13 protein-coding genes are annotated in these 15517 nt (G+C 65.3%); 2 read left to right on the forward strand and 11 right to left on the reverse strand.

Going from position 1 to position 15517, the window contains the following annotated elements; all coding sequences use genetic code 11:
* From BMW75_RS25935 to BMW75_RS25970, 8 genes are all read right to left on the reverse strand, one after another.
* Positions 1-767: DUF6708 domain-containing protein (locus BMW75_RS25935; protein ID WP_092582437.1), on the reverse strand; the 767-nt coding region annotated here is incomplete at its 3' end.
* The gene (locus BMW75_RS25940; RefSeq protein ID WP_092582438.1) at positions 767-3340 is read right to left on the reverse strand and encodes a T6SS effector BTH_I2691 family protein; all 2574 of its coding nucleotides are present in this window, start codon (positions 3338-3340) and stop codon (positions 767-769) included. The genes BMW75_RS25940 and BMW75_RS25935, both read right to left, overlap by 1 nt.
* Positions 3341-3353: 13 nt before the next feature.
* On the reverse strand, positions 3354-4232 hold the full coding sequence (locus tag BMW75_RS25945) for a DUF4123 domain-containing protein (protein WP_092582439.1): 879 nt from the start codon (positions 4230-4232) through the stop codon (positions 3354-3356).
* Positions 4229-6352 carry a type VI secretion system Vgr family protein gene (locus tag BMW75_RS25950; RefSeq protein ID WP_092582440.1) on the reverse strand — a complete coding sequence of 708 codons (2124 nt, stop codon included), beginning with the start codon at positions 6350-6352 and terminating at the stop codon, positions 4229-4231. The genes BMW75_RS25945 and BMW75_RS25950 overlap by 4 nt, the downstream gene beginning before the upstream one ends.
* 166 nt (positions 6353-6518) lie before the next feature.
* Positions 6519-7037, reverse strand: a complete 519-nt coding sequence (locus BMW75_RS25955) for an Hcp family type VI secretion system effector (protein ID WP_076515977.1) — start codon at positions 7035-7037, stop codon at positions 6519-6521.
* Between the two features lie 436 nt (positions 7038-7473).
* Positions 7474-7854, reverse strand: a complete 381-nt coding sequence (locus BMW75_RS25960; RefSeq protein WP_092582441.1) for a hypothetical protein — start codon at positions 7852-7854, stop codon at positions 7474-7476.
* A 139-nt stretch (positions 7855-7993) separates the two neighbouring features.
* The gene (locus tag BMW75_RS25965) at positions 7994-8359 is read right to left on the reverse strand and encodes a DUF4148 domain-containing protein (protein WP_092582442.1); all 366 of its coding nucleotides are present in this window, start codon (positions 8357-8359) and stop codon (positions 7994-7996) included.
* Positions 8360-8843: 484 nt separating this feature from the next.
* Positions 8844-9059, reverse strand: coding sequence for a SlyX family protein (locus BMW75_RS25970; protein ID WP_092582443.1), 216 nt, complete (start codon positions 9057-9059; stop codon positions 8844-8846).
* 98 nt (positions 9060-9157) lie between these two features.
* On the opposite strand from BMW75_RS25970, the gene BMW75_RS25975 reads away from it, so the two are divergent.
* Positions 9158-11236: a TonB-dependent receptor gene (locus BMW75_RS25975; RefSeq protein ID WP_092582507.1), complete on the forward strand. Its 2079-nt coding sequence runs from the start codon at positions 9158-9160 to the stop codon at positions 11234-11236.
* Positions 11237-11287: 51 nt separating this feature from the next.
* Here BMW75_RS25975 and BMW75_RS25980 read toward each other — a convergent pair whose 3' ends face one another.
* The 3 genes from BMW75_RS25980 to BMW75_RS25985 form a co-directional block, all read right to left on the reverse strand.
* Positions 11288-11545, reverse strand: coding sequence for a PAAR domain-containing protein (locus BMW75_RS25980; protein ID WP_092582444.1), 258 nt, complete (start codon positions 11543-11545; stop codon positions 11288-11290).
* Between the two features lie 121 nt (positions 11546-11666).
* Complete coding sequence (locus BMW75_RS29645; protein ID WP_217646972.1) at positions 11667-11825, reverse strand: hypothetical protein; 159 nt, start codon at positions 11823-11825, stop codon at positions 11667-11669.
* Positions 11826-12181: 356 nt separating this feature from the next.
* Positions 12182-12811, reverse strand: coding sequence for a nitrogen fixation protein NifQ (locus BMW75_RS25985; RefSeq protein WP_092582445.1), 630 nt, complete (start codon positions 12809-12811; stop codon positions 12182-12184).
* 182 nt (positions 12812-12993) lie between these two features.
* Here BMW75_RS25985 and BMW75_RS25990 point away from each other — a divergent pair, with 182 nt between their 5' ends.
* Positions 12994-15510, forward strand: coding sequence for an ankyrin repeat domain-containing protein (locus tag BMW75_RS25990; RefSeq protein WP_092582446.1), 2517 nt, complete (start codon positions 12994-12996; stop codon positions 15508-15510).
* Positions 15511-15517: the final 7 nt, after the last annotated feature.

Consider the following 15517-nt stretch of genomic DNA (forward strand, 5'->3'; position numbering starts at 1 on the left):
GGAGCGGCGTCGGGCCCTTCTTCCATGTAGCGGCGGATGTATTCCCAGAAGGCCAGCAGCTCGCTGGCGTTGCGGGTGGGCTTGCCGACGAAGGCGAGCTCGATGTTGTCGGTGAGGGTGCCCTCAAGATCCACGCCGTCGCCCCTATCCCAGGCCAGCAAGATAAAGCCGCCTGTCCCGTCCAGTTCAGTCATGTTCTTATCAATGACGGGCTGCGTCTTTTCCCAGTTCAGTATCCGAATGCCTCCCAGATCATCGGGGCGTAACAGATAGACTTTGCGGGTGACTCTGTTGAATCGGACGATCAGGCGACGGGCGGTAAAACTTTCTAAGCGCAGGTATGGGAACGCGTACTTGAAGTATATGTAGATTGCCCCTACGCAGAGCAGTGGCATAAATATCAGGAAGAAGTAGTCAGATGACAAGACCGGTTGGCCGTCGGGACCTTTGCCGCTAATTATTCTTCTGGCAGAAATGTTTCCTAGTTCGGCTAGCATATAAAAGAGGAAAATCCCAATCCAACCCAAGAAAATTGTTATCACCCCGCGCTTTTCATCATTGAACGTTCTGACATCAATGAAGGCGTCGTTGTGGGCATAAATCGATTCATTGTCGTAGACAGATTCTGAAACTGACTCGCCAATACCGTCAGGTGCATTAAGTTCAGGCTGCCCCGGTTTGCGCGTCCGTTTCTCGACGTCTTTTCGGCACTCCTCGTAGGACATCTGTTGTTTCGACAACTGGAACGCCCATTCAATCAAGTACATCAGAGTTCGCTCCCCACGGCGCGTTGCATGATTTCAACTTCCTTCTCTTCAGAATCGGTTACCCCGTTGCTGCGATCCTTACGAAAAGTGCAGTGGTCCAGATACCGCTCGAGGGCATTGGGGAGGAAGAAGATTTCGATGACCAAAAGTGCGACCACAACAATGTTGAGGCCGAAAAATATACGAAGCATGGGGACCATGCGAAGAGCCAAAGTTGAAGAAATTCTGGCCGATTGCGACAGGGCATGGCCAAAGAGGCCATTGGAGCCGTACCTCTTGATCAGATAATCAATGTAGGGGCCTGCAGACGCGAAGCCTGCCGCAATGGACAATGCCGCCGCTCCTGTTTGGGCAAGCGATCGAAGAAAATAGAAGGCGGAAATGGAGTATTTGGCTGCTTTGAAGCCAACTAATGTGTCTTGAAAGTCATACCAGGCCCCCACCGCCGTAGCCCCACCCGCCAATATCCCCCCCGTCAGTCGCAACCCACTCCTGAACACCTTCGCGCCCTGCTGGACGGCTGCATTGCTGCTACGTTCCGCAAGCCCCACCGCCGCCGCGCCCATCTCCAGCCCTGCTGCTGTCAGTCCTGTCATCGCCGCGGCGATTTCCGCGTATTCCCGGCTTCGCTTGTCGACCGCATTGAGGCGAATGGTCAGGTTCCACAGCTCCAACACCACCAACAATCCACCCACCCGCACTTCGGCCATCGGTCCCTTTGGGCCGGCGCGCAGGGCATCGTCGAAGCTGCTCGCAGCGGAGCGATCCATGCGCCTCACGGTGCCCTGGCCCAACGCCTTGCCGCCCCGCGTTTCCAAACGGAAATGCCGGGCATAGCGTCCCATGCGCGCGTGCAGGACGTTGGCCAACAACCAATTGGACGGCTTGTCGACAGCGGTGGCGAGCTTGCTCTGGAATAGCGTATTGCCCAGCGTATTGACCACCAGGGCCGATCCGACGAGGTAGCTGGCGGGCGGCCCCGCAGTCGCGCTTTGCGCCAATCCATCGACCAATGCGTGGGCCTTGTCGAAGATGTCGGCCAGCTTCTTGATCCGGTCCTGGAGCGCTTGCGCATCGAGCTGCGCTAGCATGCCGCGCTCGGCGAACAGCCGATCGATCTCGTCCTCGGCGGATTCCTGGTTCTGCGCAAGCGACCGCCAGAACAGGTTTTCCCGGGAAATGCCCGCCTCGCGCCAGCGCTCGAGCAGCGCCTCGCCAACGGCGGTCGCGTTCATGCCGACGATGGCCTTGCCCATCTGGTCCTCGAACAGCAATCCCTGCTCGGTATTGTTGCGGTCGAAGGCGTCCAGCGCGTTGAGGAATTGCTCGCTCTGCAGCCACTGCAGATGGTCCGCGGCCCGGGCGTCCTTCGCCTTGTCCGTCTCATCGACCATGCGGTGATATTCCGCCAGGAACGCCTGGCGCATGGCTTCGTCGATGTACGGTGCGTACTTGTCCCAGCTTTCCCGGCGCCGCTGGCCGGCGATGCGTTCTTGCACCTCTCGCTGATGTTGGGGATTGCGATAGTTTGTGTAGTTGCCCGCCGATTGAACAACGGCATGGCGGTTGCTCATTTCGTATTCGCGGTCGGTATAGCGCACGCCTACGTTCTGCGTTTCCTTGTAATAGTCGCGCTCCGCCGCGTCTGCCAACGTCTTCTTGATGTTTTCGATGGCGAAGGCGATGGTGAACTTGCGATGGTTGGTGAGTTTTTCGCCATCTTCGGCCTTCATGAAGGCTTCCAGGGGCTCGGTGCTTGCGTTGCGCCAGGCATTGAGCTCTTGGGTGATGCCGAGCGCATCGTCGACGACAATCGCCGCGCCACGGTATTCCTTGCGGCCGCCGGCGGGGAACATTTCGGCGCGGGCGGCCAGGTAGGGCGGGGGAAAGAAAGGGAATGCCTGCGTCTTGAGCAGATCCCGAAGTTCGGGCCGGTTGTTTGCGGCAAAGTCCGCCACGGCGTCAAGCTGGCGCGGCGCCAGCACGTTGTCCATCTCGGGCGGATCGGCCGAGGCGAGCTTGGAGACATCAATCGAGGTCAGCGTGTCGCGGTACACCGCCAGGATGCGATAGCTGCGCAGCACCTCCTGGGTCACGGGCGCGGGACTATAGAGCAGGCGCAAGTCGTCGATATCATCCAGATCGTTGACCTTGAACATCCAGGTCAGTCCGTGGATGCCGCTGCTATCCACGCCGAGCGGCGCGGGCGCTGCCCAAGGACTGTCCGCGTCGATGTAATTGAGCGTGCCGATTTCCGTGATGCGGTATTGACTGTGCCAGGCATAAACGCCGACGCTTTTGCGTTTGATCAGCACATACAGAAAGCCGGCGCGCAGGGTGCGTAGCGCATAGCCCGATTCCTGGAGATCGCTGGCCTGATGGGGTTTGCGCAGATGCTTGGGCAGGGGCGGCAGCAGGCTGCGCTGGGCGGCGGTGCCGCCGACGGCCCCGAACCGCAGGGGCAAGACAGAAAAAGTGCGCGTGCAGGTCACTTCGGCGCCCGGCTGCAGCAGGGCATCGAGCATCGAACGGTTGTCCGCGCATCGATCGAAAGTGTCTTTCCAGCCGTACATATCGACTCTTCCTTTACAGGTTTGGGAACGCGCGCGATTTCAGCGCTTGAGCGAGGGGGAGGCCGTCGTTGCATGCTTCCGTCAGCGCTGCCTGCCACGCGTCCATGCCGCGCAGCGTCGGTCCGTGCAGGGCAAGCAGGGTGACGTAGTCGGCCAGGTCGCCCGGACGCCGCAATCCTTCTGCGCGGGCCTCGCGCAAAAGCTTGCCGACCAGGCCAAGCCGTGTTCCATGGCAGTTCTCCGCGAATCCGGAAGCGGCAAGCGGTTCACGGAGCTGTTCCGCGAGGCTATAACTGAGCGGGTCGCCGGCCAACGCGTCCCAACACGCCTGGTCAAGCTGAATGAGCGGGACGCCGGCGAGCTGGGGCTGGTCGTAACCCGCGTAATGCCGCCAGGCTTTGCGCTCGGGATGCGGTTCGATGACCCACCAGGATTGGATTGGCGCAAGCAACTGGCCGATACCCGGCAGGTCGCGCCGCGCATGAAGGATGGGAAACGCCAGCTCGGTATGAAAGCGCAGCATGTAAGAGTGGCCGTCGGGGGCTTGGGCGGTCGTCGCTTGAGCAAGATGCCCGGCAAGCGCCGAGGGCGGCAAGGCGCTGATCAGCCAGCCGCAGAGCGCATCGCTGGTCGCATCGGTCAAGGCGCGATGAAAGTCGTATTGCCCCTGGAGGTCTGACCCCGGCGCGGCCGCAACCAGCCACGGACCCACGTCGCGAAGATTGGAAAACCGCTGCTGGTTCAGCAGCGGCCACGCGTTCGGCGCATGTCTGTCCAAAAAGGGCTGGCGCGCCGGCGCCGGCATCCGCGCCATCTCCACGATGGCGGTCAGGCGATGGGACGACGACTTGCGCAACGCATCGATCAACTCCTGTGCAAACGCAGTGATCATGCGTGCGCTCCTTCCAGTCGGATGAGACTACGGCCTTGCGCAATCGCCTTGAGCAGGCAGCCCAGGCAGACGGGTTCGCCCAAGTCCGGGACGCCGCTGTGGGAAATGGAATTGGCGTTGCCTTGCGCTGCGGTCGCCAGCGGGCCCTTCATCTGTATGGCGATGCCATCGAGCGTGATGCCTGTCCCGTCGATGCGCAGCGTTCCACCCGGCGCCCTGATGGTCAGACTGTTTGCGGCGAGAATTTCGTAGTCCTGGGTGCGATGCGTGATGCGCTGGCCGACCTGAATGTCGGCATGGCCCTGAACCTTCTGTTCAAGGTGCCCGCCGATCTCCACATGATGGTTGGCGGTGGTCCGGTCCTGGCGGTTGTTGCCCACGGCCTCGATACGGTCTTTGGCGATGGTGATGCCGTGGTTGCGTCCGATGCTGAGGAGGTCGTCGCGGCCGATGTCCTGCCGGCGGTCCTGCCCGACAATGACCTGTTCGTCATTGCCCACCGTTTCCTTGCGGTCGTGGCCGATGGCGATGGTCTCGTCGTGCTGGACCTGTTCGCTGCGGTCATTGCCGATGAAGGTGGATTCGTTGTGGTTGACGTGGATGTTCTGGTCCTTCTGCGCGTGGACGTAGATTTCTTCCCGATCCCGTTCATCCTCGAAGCGCAGCTCGTTGTAGCCATCGCCCTTGTGCGACTTGCTCTTGATCGTCATCCGCGTCTTGTGCAGCGGCAATTCGTAGGGCGGCAGGTTGATCGCGCGATAAGTGCGTCCGGTGATGATGGGCTGATCGCAATCGCCGTCCAGGAAGTCGACGATCACTTCCTGGCCGATGCGCGGAATGGCCATGTGGCCCCACGCCGCGCCCGCCCAGTTCTGCGAGACGCGGATCCAGCAGGAGCTGTGTTCGTCATTGCGGCCCAATCGGTCCCAGGGGAACTGGACCTTCACGCGGCCGTATGCATCGCAGTAGATCTCTTCGTTGGCGGGCCCGACGACCGAGGCGATCTGCGGGCCGTCAATGCGGGGCTTAAGGGCCGGTTCCGGCTTCCAGTCCACCTTGTCCGGCACGATGTCGGCGGTGTAGCGGTATTGGGTGCCTTGCGCGGCGTCGGCGCCGTCTTCCTGTTGGCTGGTGTGCTGGATGCCGTGGTGTTGCATCCGCACCGGGCGCCAGCCGTGGTTCCAGTCTTCGCGCGGGTGGCCGGTCAGGTCGAAGGCCACGCCGGGGATGAGGCGCGCGTCGTCGCCTTCGACACGGGCCATGCGGGCGTCGCGCCGCAGGCCGAGGAGGCGGCTGTGGGTGAAGGGCTTGCCGGCTTCGTCCCGCTTGTAGCGGCCGGGGTAGTCGTAGCGTTCGTAGCGAGCGTCCTGGTGGTCCAGTTCGCGCGCCAACGCAGAATGCTCCTGGTCGTACTGTGGGTGGGTGTAGGTGTAGTCGCGCTGCGTCTGGCGCGCGGTGCGCACGTGTTCGGCGTACGTGAAGCGGCGCAGGGCCGGTTCGGGTTGATCGCCGCCGGGTGTGGGGTTGTAGATGACCGGGCCGCCATCGATCGCGCCATGGACGTAGATGCGATCACCGTGGATCAGGCGGTGGCCCTTGTCGGTGTGTTCGAAGCGGTAGAAGAATCCTTCCTCGCCCGCGAGCCGGTCAAGGAATTGCAGGTCCGTGTCGCCGGCTTGGACACAGTATTCGCGCGGCAGGTGTTCGTGGGTCGTGAACTGTTCATAGTCCGTGATGCCATGGGACTTGATGACCTGATCCAGGATCTCCGGCACCGATTGCTGCTGGAAGATGCGCCAGTCGGAGCACAGCGACGCGCGCGCCAGCGCCGGTTCCACCACGGCGCGGTAGCGGGTGCGCCGGAAACCGGTGTCGCCTTGTTCAAACCCCGTGACGATGCCGTGCACGTGGCGCACAGCCGTTTCGCCTAGCCAGATCGTGAATAGCGCAGGCTGGTCCAGCAGCACGCCAAAGTCCACGGCCGCATCGAAGCTGGACAACGCCACGCGCAGCACAAAGGTCTCGGACAAGGCTTCATCCAGCGTGAACTCGATGACGTCGAAGTCCACACCGGCGGCCGCCGGCGAGAACGTGAATCGCAGATCGGATAAACGGGTCATCTCGGTATCCTGCGCAGCCGCAACGTTGCGAGCAATCGTTGCGGCTGCCGATGGTCAAGAAGAAGACGGAATCACCGCTGGCGGCGACGCCGAGGGCCGGATTGAGCAATGAGGCAGGAGGAGCCGGCGCGCGACGAATCGGGCCGGCTCATCTGGCTCACCCCGATCAGCTCTCCAGCGGCTTGCGCCAGTCGTCCGAGGCTTCCGTGCCCGCGATCGCGTGGGTCCAGGTGATCTTGCGATACGCCATGGCCACCTTGATCAACTGCGTGTAATCGGCGTTGCCCGGATCCTGCGCGTGCGGCAGCACGCTGGTGATGTCCACGATCGTGGCGTCTTCCAGTTCAGTCGTGAAGAAGTGTTCCTGCTTGCCATCGATCGACGTGCGGTACCACTTCACTTCGACCTTGGGCAGCATTTCGCCGGCGGCCAGGGCCTGGTACATGAGCGGCGTGGCCTTGTTCAGCGCGCTGGTGAAGATGAACGGCTTGTGCACGCGCTGGCCCGAAGGCTGGCCGCTTTGCGGATCGGTCGGGGTGTTGACGCGGTGCTCGATCTCTTGGACCAGGATCTGGTCTTCGTGGCCTTCCACGTAGACGTTGCCGACCGAGTCGGCGGTGAAGGCGCCCTGGGTGATGTTGCCCTGGGTCTTGCCGGTGATGCTGATATAGGCGGGAGTAGGCATTGACGGATTCCTTGTCGTCGTGAGGCCCGGTGGGGCCGAAGCATCCCGAAGGTGGGATGCAGCGACATATGCGAAATCCGTGCCAGGTGGGTCAGCGCGGGAGAAACCTGTGAAGAATCAAAGGGCTACGAGAAATTTGGCGGGATGCCATAAGACAGGCCGCAAGGGCAACGCCACGCAAACCCGGGTTTTGACCGAGAAATCGGGTCAAATTTGACTCGCTTCGGCCTAAGTCTTTGATAACTAAGCACTCTGAGCGGGCCATTTTTGGCCCGGGCGGGTCAAATCTGGCCCGGTCCGCCGCTTCGGGCCAGGTTTGCGAGGTGGCGGCAGGCCGGTGGCAGCTGTTCCTCGACGTGGCCGCAGGAATCGTCAGCAGCGCGGAACGCGCGCCGAGCCTCATGGCGGCGGCGCGCAGTGTCTTGCGGGGAAGGTGTCAGTTGGCGCTGGCTTTCCAGGTGCCGTCGGGCTGCTTGCAGAACCAGAACTGCCACGTTTCCGTGGTGGTCGTCCGCGCAAAATTGCCGACCAGGAAGCGGCAGACGCGGTCGTTTCCGGTTTTGGTGGTCTGTTTGGGCGTCAACTGCACGGTGATCGGCGCCGCCCGCTTGCGCTGGGTGGTGCTGGTCCATTCGGTGCTTTGGCCGTCCGCCGAGCTGTTCAGCGCCTGCGCCACGGCTTCGTGGAAGGAAGCGCGGTCGGCCTTGGATATCTGCGTGATGAGGGCGTCGTTGAGCATGACGGGCGGGGCGGCAAATGCCGCCGACGCCATGCCGCCGGACAGAAGCAACGCGGCAAGAACGCGGGGATATTTCAAGATGGGGCTCCCTGTTGTGAACAGCCAATGTGGCGGTAAGCAAGTCTGCGCCGTGAATCTGAGCCGATAGTACGACAAAAAAGGCCGCCCAACCGGGCGGCCCAAGGGTCAACAAGGGGAGGGTAAATCTGCGTGCGGCTCAGTTGCCGTGATAGACGCCGGCAAACGGCATGTCATTGGGTTCGACGTTCGACACCTGGCCGGCGGCCTTTGCGGCGGCCAGTTCGGCCTTGACCTCGGCGCGGGTCTTGCCGGTGTGCGGCGTGCCATAAACCCCCTGGAAGGGCACGTTGTTCGGTTCGACGCTGGTGTCCACGCCCGCGGCCTTGGCGGCGGCCTTCGCGGCGGCCAATTCGGCTTGCACCTGGGCGCGGGTGGGGCCTTCGTACGGGGTCCCGTAGACGCCCTGGAAGGGAACGTTGTTGGGCTCGACGTTGGACGAGGCCTGGGCGCCGGCGCTCAGCGCGGCCAGGGAGAACATCAAAGCGGTAGCAAGGGTCTTCATGGTAAACCTCCGATTTCTAGAGCCTGGGAGCGAATCCGGCGGCCTTTCCGTCGTGGTTCGTTGCTGTGTCCCGATGCCTGCATCTTGCGCCGATTTGACGTAGGTATTAACCCGGGTATGTGTAAAAGAAATTTCCATAAATGGAAAAATGGCTGCACGAAGCCACTTAGCTCACCACCTATGGAAATCTCAGCCATTGCGCGGTCCCCGATTTTCCCGTCCGCGGCCAAGCATGCGACGATCTGGCATCGTGGCGGCACAGGCTGTGGGAGGGATGGGTGCCGCGCCGTGCAAGGCGGGACTGTCTTGCGTCCGGCGCTCGGCAGCCCTCGCTACGTCAAGGCGTGCGGCGCCGGCCCCTGCGGCAGGGGCGGGCACGAAGTACGCTGAGGACGCGCGGCGCCGATGGCAGGCGCATGGCGGGCGGCGGGCACCCTGGCGGCGGCACGGCGACGCTATCGCGCCACCCCGTATGCCGCGCAGCTCAGTAGTGCGGCGGCAGTTCGTCGCGCAGGCTGCGGAAGGGGGCGGCGCCCTCGGGCGCCTGCTGGCGCAGGTCGGCGACCTCGCGCATGAGCCGGTCGATCTGCTGTTGCTGGCGGACGACGATCTGGTTCAACTGTTCCAGCAGATCGTCCGCGAAGCTCGCCTTGACCTCCAGGTCCAGCAGCCGGCGTTCGATGTCTTGCGAATTTTCCATGGCGGGTATTAGAACCTATTCCCGCTCCAGCACAGGAGAGAAGTTTGGCGCAGCGGCAATGGCGGGACGGTGGACCTTGGCGGTGGACGGCCAGCACGATCCTGGCGCTGGCGCCGGCCGCACCCGCTTTCGCGCAAGCGCAGTCGCAGGCGCAGACGCTCACCCCGGTCGTCGTCACCGGCACGCGGCTGGGCACGGCCGTGCTGGACACGCCGGCGTCGGTGGACATTGTCCAAGGCCGCGCCATGCTCTGGCAGCAGCCGGGCATCAACCTGTCGGAAGGCTTGGCGGGCGTGCCGGGCCTGCAGATCCAGAATCGCCAGAACTACGCGCAGGACCTGCAGATCTCAAGCCGCGGCTTCGGCGCGCGATCCACCTTCGGCGTGCGCGGCGTGCGCCTGTATGTGGACGGCATTCCCGCGACGATGCCCGACGGACAGGGCCAGACGTCCAACATCGACATCGGCTCCATCGACCGGGTCGAGGTCTTGCGCGGGCCGTTTTCGGCGCTGTATGGCAATTCGTCCGGCGGCGTCATCCAGGTCTTCACGCAGGACGGCGCCGATCCGCCCGAACTCACGGCCAGCGGCTGGGGCGGCAGCTACGGCACGTGGCGCTATGGCGCCCTGGCGAGCGGCGTCGCGGGCACGGGCGCCGGTCAACTGGATTACGTCCTGGACCTTTCGCGCTTCACCACCGAGGGCTACCGCGACCACAGCGCCGCCCGCAAGAACCTGGGCAACGCAAAGCTGGGGCTGCAGCTCAACGACGACAGCCGCCTGACCCTCATCGTCAACAGCGTCGACCTGACGGCGCAGGATCCGCTTGGCCTGACCTACCAGCAATTCCAGGACGACCCGCGCAGCGCGCCCATCGCCGAGCAGTACAACACGCGCAAGACCGTCAAGCAGACGCAGGGCGGCCTGGTCTTCGACAACCAGGTGGATGGCCGCAACGCGCTGCGCGTGATGCTTTATTACGGCCAGCGCGACACGGCGCAATACCAGTCGATCCCGCCCGCCGTGCAGCGCCCGCCCACGCAGGCCGGCGGTGTCATCGACCTGAAACGCCAGTACGGCGGGGCGGACGTGCGCTGGACCTCCGAACTGGACCTGGCCGGCCGTCCGCTGACCCTGATCGGCGGCTTTTCCTACGACGCGATGCGCGAGGACCGCAAGGGCTATCAGAACTTCATCGGCTCGGGGCCTGGCCAGCAACTGGGCGTGCGAGGCATGCTGCGCCGTGACGAGACCAACCGCGTCTACAACGCCGATCCCTACGCCCAAGCCTCCTGGAACTTCGCCGAGCGCTGGACGCTGGATGCCGGCCTGCGCTACAGCACGGTCCGCTTCGACTCCGACGACCACTACATCGCCGCCGGCAACGCCGACGACAGCGGCAGCGCGCGTTACCGCAAGGCGCTGCCCGTCGCCGCGCTGCGCTACGCCGTCAACGACGACGTCAGCGTCTACACATCGTATGGCCGCGGCTTCGAAACGCCCACCCTGAACGAGATCTCCTACCGGCCCGGCGGCGAGCCGGGGCTGAACTTCGGCCTGATGCCCGCCGTGAGCACCAACCTGGAGGCCGGCATCAAGGCGCGCACGGCGGGCGGCCTGCTGACGGCCGCGGTGTTCCACACCCGCACCGACGACGAGATCGTGTCCGCCGGCAGCTTCGGCGGACGCACCAGCTACCAGAACGCCGGCCGCACCCGACGCGACGGCCTGGAACTGAGCTGGTCCGGCGAGTTCGGACGGCATTGGCGCACGCAGATCGCCTATACCCTGCTCAACGCGCGCTACGCCGATGACAGCGGCGGCGACATCCGCGACGGCAACAAGATCCCCGGCATCGCCCGCCAGGCCGCCTACGCGTCGCTTGCCTGGGCCCCACCCGAGGGCTGGCAGGCCTCGGTCGAAGGCCGCTACCTGAGCAAGATCTACGTCAACGACGCCAACGACGCGGACGCGCCCGGCTACTTCGTGGCGGCGGCCAGCGTCGGCTACGCCAAGCGCATCGGCCCGTGGACGCTCAATGCCTATGCCCGCGTCGACAACCTCTTCGACCGCGACTATGCCGGCTCCGTCATCGTCAATGAAGCCAACGGCCGCTATTACGAACCGGCGCCGGGGCGCAATGCGGGGGTGGGGGTGGGGGCGACGTATCGGTTCTGACGCGGGGGAGCGCGTTGCGCGGCGGTTTGACGCGTCATCGGCGCTGCACGCTCAATCCACCAGCCAACCCGCCTCTCCTTCGATCAACACGCCACCGTGGCTGGTGGTATCGCCCTGCCGCGCCACGGCCCGGCCTTCCAGCGTGGCCGTCGAGGACCCGGTGACGATCACCGCGCCACAACTGATCTTGTCGCCGACGCGCGCAATGGGGCGGCCGTTGACGTGGGCATGTTCGGCGCCGGTGATTACGGTGCCGGGGCCGTGTGTGGGACAGGTGTGACGATGGCCGACCAGGACGACGGGTTGCATGGGGGAGGCTCCTGTAGGGATGGGGGGTGGAAAGGAAACGCGGGGGGGCTTGGGAATAGACCCAAACGGCCAGATGAACTCGGGTGAGCCGGGAGCGGCGAACCGTCCCGGCTCATCCCGCTCAGCTCTCCAGCGGCTTGCGCTGGTCGTCCGAGGCTTCCGTGCCCGCGATCGCGCGGGTCCAGGTGATCTTGCGATACGCCATGGCCACCTTGACGGCGCCCTGGGTGATGTTGCCCTGGGTTTTGCCGGTGATGCTGATGTAGGCGGGAGTAGGCATTGACGGATCCCTTGTCGTCGTGAGGCCCGGTGGGGCCGAAGCATCCCGAAGGTGGGATGCGGCGACATATGCGAAATCCGTGCCAGGTGGGTCAGCGCGGGAGAAACCTGTGAAGAATCAACGGGCTACGAGGAATTTGGCGGAATGCCATAAGACAGGCCGCAGGGGCAGCGTCACGCAGACCCGGGTTTTGACCGAGAAATCGGGCCAAATTTGACTCGCTGCGGCATAAGCCCTTGATAACTAAGCACTCTGAACGGGCCATTTTTGGCCCGGGCGGGTCAAATCTGGCCCGGTCCGTGGAAAGTCACGTCAACGGCGCCTGACCGGAAAACCAACCCGGCCTGGCCGAGCCCCTAGGCCGCCACGGAATAGCAGAACGTCTCATCCTCGCAGCCGCCACAGCCGGGCGCTGCCGTCAACGGCAGGCCGGCATGTTCGCAGGCGGCGTACGCGAGGAATTTCTTCCAGCGCAGGTTGTCGACGTTGCGGCTCACCAGCCCGGGATAGTGCCGGGCAAGCAGCGCGGTGACGTCTTCGCGTCCGGACAGGCCCAGGTCGCGCCACAAGTGGTCGGGACGCAGGCAGGCGAGCGCGAGGATGCTGCTGACCCATTGCGTGGTGTCCGGGCCCGGCGCGCGGTAGGCGTCGAACAGGACGCGCATCAACAGCGTGAAGCCCGGTTGCGGATCGCTTGCCCCGACGCGGTCGTACTCGGGCAATTGGTCGCGAAGCGCGGACAGCGCGGTGTCGTGGCCGGACAAGGCGCCCGGGAACAGGTGGTCGATCAGGTCGTGCAGTTCGGCGGGCGCCAGGCCGCTGCGCGCCAGGTTCCGTTGAGCGAGGCTGGTGCCGATGACCGCGGCGAAGAAACCGGCATCCGGATGAACGGGCGGCGCGTGACGCAGCAGGGCGCGCGACAGCCGCTGGGCCCGGTCAGCGAGGCTGGGGGCGGGGTGGGAGGTCGGCACGGGCATGGCGTCCATGGTGGTCTGCAGCGATAGCGGGTTAATTAATCTGTTAATGAAACGGTGTAGGGGCGAATATATAACGAAAGATCGGCGAGTTCGTGCCATATGCCATGGAAACCGGGTCGGGACATACCCGAAGGTGTCGGACCGGGCGGGTATCATCGGCGTCCCTACTTTCTTGCCGACTGGCCTTACGCATGCCGCGCCCATTCCCTCCCGCAGTTACCCGTCTGTTCAGCGCCGTCGCGCTGGCGCTGGCCGGCATGGCGGCGTCGCCGCCGCCGGCCTTGGCCTATGACATCGGGGCGGTCATCGAGTCCGTCCGGCTTTCGCGGTATCCGCTGCGCGAACCGGAGCGCCGCGCCTGGGGCACGGAGAACGTCAAGGACGCCGTGCTCGTCGGCCAGATGGAGAACCGTCTGTACCTGTATCGGTATCTGCGTGAGGGCGGCAAGTATTTCCGGCTGGACTTTCGGTCGCAGCCGCTGGTGATCGATCCGGAAGCGTGGCAGGCGTCGCGCGAGGAGAATGTGGAGGTCCGGACTCCGCGCGGCGGGGAAAGCTTTTACTGGGTCGGCTATGCCGACAACGGCGCTGGCGCCGGACAGGCCAGGGGGTTCCTGGTGGACGGCGAGGGCGAGGCCGCCTCGGTGACGGCGGACACGCAACTGGCGGTTGTCACGAGCGGCCGGCCCTGGGACGAGGCGCGCCGTGCGCAGGCCCTGGTGAGTTTGCGGGCGGCCCTGACCGACTATCCGCTGCGGCTCAACCCTTTTCCCGCGCAGGTGCGGTTCGAGCATCGGGCGACGGTGGACGCGACGGCCACGTTCCGCACCCTGCATCAGGTGGCGCGCGCCATTCCGCGGGCGAAGACGGCGGAGTTCAATCGCGCGCTGGCGGACCTGCGCCGTTTCGTGATGACGCAGGATTACCGCGAGATCGATCCCGGCGGCAAAGACGGGGAGATGTTGACGGCCTTGAACGACTACGGCTTCTGGCTGGCCGAAGCGGGCGATACGGCGCAGGCCGAGCGCATCCTGACCGACGTGCTGCGGCGCGATCCGTCGCGCACGGCGGCCTATCTGAACCGCGCCGACGCCCGCTGGGCGCAGCGCGAAAAATCCCGCGACCAGCGCGCGTATTACGAGGCGCTGGCGCGCGAAGACTACCGGCTGTATTGCTCGCGCCGCCTTGCCGCGAATCAGGCGATTCCCGGCGCCATCGCGACCCGCATCGGCGCGGCGCTGGGCGCGAACGCCCTGGACCCGGCCGCCTGCCGGCCGCGGCTGGCGATTTTCAAGGCGATCCAGGCGGACGACCTGGAGGCAGTGCGCGCCGAGCTGGCAGCGGGGCAGGACCCCGACGGGGTGAATGAAAATGGCACCTCCGCGCTGGCGGCCGCCGTGGCGCGCAAGCAGATCGAGATCGTGCAGGCCTTGCTGGACGCGGGCGCCCGGGCCGATGGCCCGAACAACGGCTACCCGCTGCTGGCCGGCGCGTTGCCGCAGGCCAATGACACGCGTCCGGCGGCGCAGCGCTACGCGCTGGCCGACCTGCTGATCGCGGCGGGCGCGCCGGTGGATGCCGTGGACGCGGGCGGCACGTCGCTGCTGATGCGCCGCCTTTCCTACTACGGCGATGACAAGGACAACCTGGTCTACCTGCTGGAAAAGGGCGCCAATCCGAATCTGCGGGACAAGAACGGGCGGTCGCTGCTGCATGCGGCGCTGCAGAGCCCGAAGAAATTCTGGTTTGCCGAAAAGCTGCTGGCCAAGGGCGCGGACATCAATGCCGCCTACATCCGCATGTATTACGGCAGCAGTCCCATGTGGGAAACGCCGCTGCTGGAGGCGTTGCGCGAATCGCTGAGCGGCGAGCTGACGCCGACGGCGACGTACGCGATTCCCGAGCGCGTGGCGTTTGCGCTTGCCCATGGCGCGGATCCGGCGGTGGGCGGCTACGGCAAGAGCAAGGAAGCGCCCGACCGCAACGGCTTGAACGAGGCGCTGACGCTGGCGGCCCGCTATCTGCAGCCCGGGCTGGTGGACCAGTTGGCGCAGGCGGCGCGCGCGCCGCACGCGCCGCTCTCGCCGGAGCCGCTGTCCAGTCTGCTGGCGGTGTGGAACCAGGTGGAACAACGGGCGGCGGCCCGCGGCAACGGCCCGGCCTGGGACGGCCAGCGCGCCCGGCTGCGCGCGACCGCCGAACGGCTGGTCGCCGCCGGCGTGCCGCTGACGGCGGCCGGGGACGCGACGGGGTGGCAGCGCGGCCGTATCGCGCCCCTGAGCCTGCCGTGGCTGCCCGACGATCTGTATGAGGCGTGGCTGAAGGCCGGCGCGGACGCCACGGACCGCAGCGATCCGGACAACCGCATCGAAGGGGTGTCGGCCCCCGGCGTGCTGCCGCTGGTCACGATGCTGGACCAGGGCAGGGAGGCCAAGGTGCGCCTGCTGCTCGAGCACGGCGGCGCGCCGCGCACGCCCGCGCGATGCGGCCAGGCCGTGGCCGATGTCCTGGCCTGGCAGTTGGGCAACAACGGACCGGTGAGCCCGCTGGGCGGGCGCGCGGTCAGGCAGGTGCTGGATGCGGCCGGCGGCGCCGCGGGTTGCGACCTGAACCAGGCCTCGCGTGTGCCGGCTTTCGAGGGCGTGACGGCGGCCGAACTGGCGCAGCGCGCCAATGCAAGCCTGCCCGCCGCCGGTTCCACGCGCTAGGCCGGTC

Source organism: Achromobacter sp. NFACC18-2, from assembly GCF_900108985.1.
Classification (GTDB): Bacteria; Pseudomonadota; Gammaproteobacteria; order Burkholderiales; family Burkholderiaceae_B; genus Achromobacter.

Coding starts and splice junctions, on each gene's coding strand:
- BMW75_RS25940 (WP_092582438.1), bottom strand. CDS start 3,340: ATGTACGGCTGGAAAGACACTTTCGATCGATGCGCGGACAACCGTTCG.
- BMW75_RS25945 (WP_092582439.1), bottom strand. CDS start 4,232: ATGATCACTGCGTTTGCACAGGAGTTGATCGATGCGTTGCGCAAGTCG.
- BMW75_RS25950 (WP_092582440.1), bottom strand. CDS start 6,352: ATGACCCGTTTATCCGATCTGCGATTCACGTTCTCGCCGGCGGCCGCC.
- BMW75_RS25955 (WP_076515977.1), bottom strand. CDS start 7,037: ATGCCTACTCCCGCCTATATCAGCATCACCGGCAAGACCCAGGGCAAC.
- BMW75_RS25965 (WP_092582442.1), bottom strand. CDS start 8,359: ATGAAGACCCTTGCTACCGCTTTGATGTTCTCCCTGGCCGCGCTGAGC.
- BMW75_RS25970 (WP_092582443.1), bottom strand. CDS start 9,059: ATGGAAAATTCGCAAGACATCGAACGCCGGCTGCTGGACCTGGAGGTC.
- BMW75_RS25980 (WP_092582444.1), bottom strand. CDS start 11,545: ATGCAACCCGTCGTCCTGGTCGGCCATCGTCACACCTGTCCCACACAC.
- BMW75_RS29645 (WP_217646972.1), bottom strand. CDS start 11,825: ATGCCTACTCCCGCCTACATCAGCATCACCGGCAAAACCCAGGGCAAC.
- BMW75_RS25985 (WP_092582445.1), bottom strand. CDS start 12,811: ATGGACGCCATGCCCGTGCCGACCTCCCACCCCGCCCCCAGCCTCGCT.
- BMW75_RS25990 (WP_092582446.1), top strand. CDS start 12,994: ATGCCGCGCCCATTCCCTCCCGCAGTTACCCGTCTGTTCAGCGCCGTC.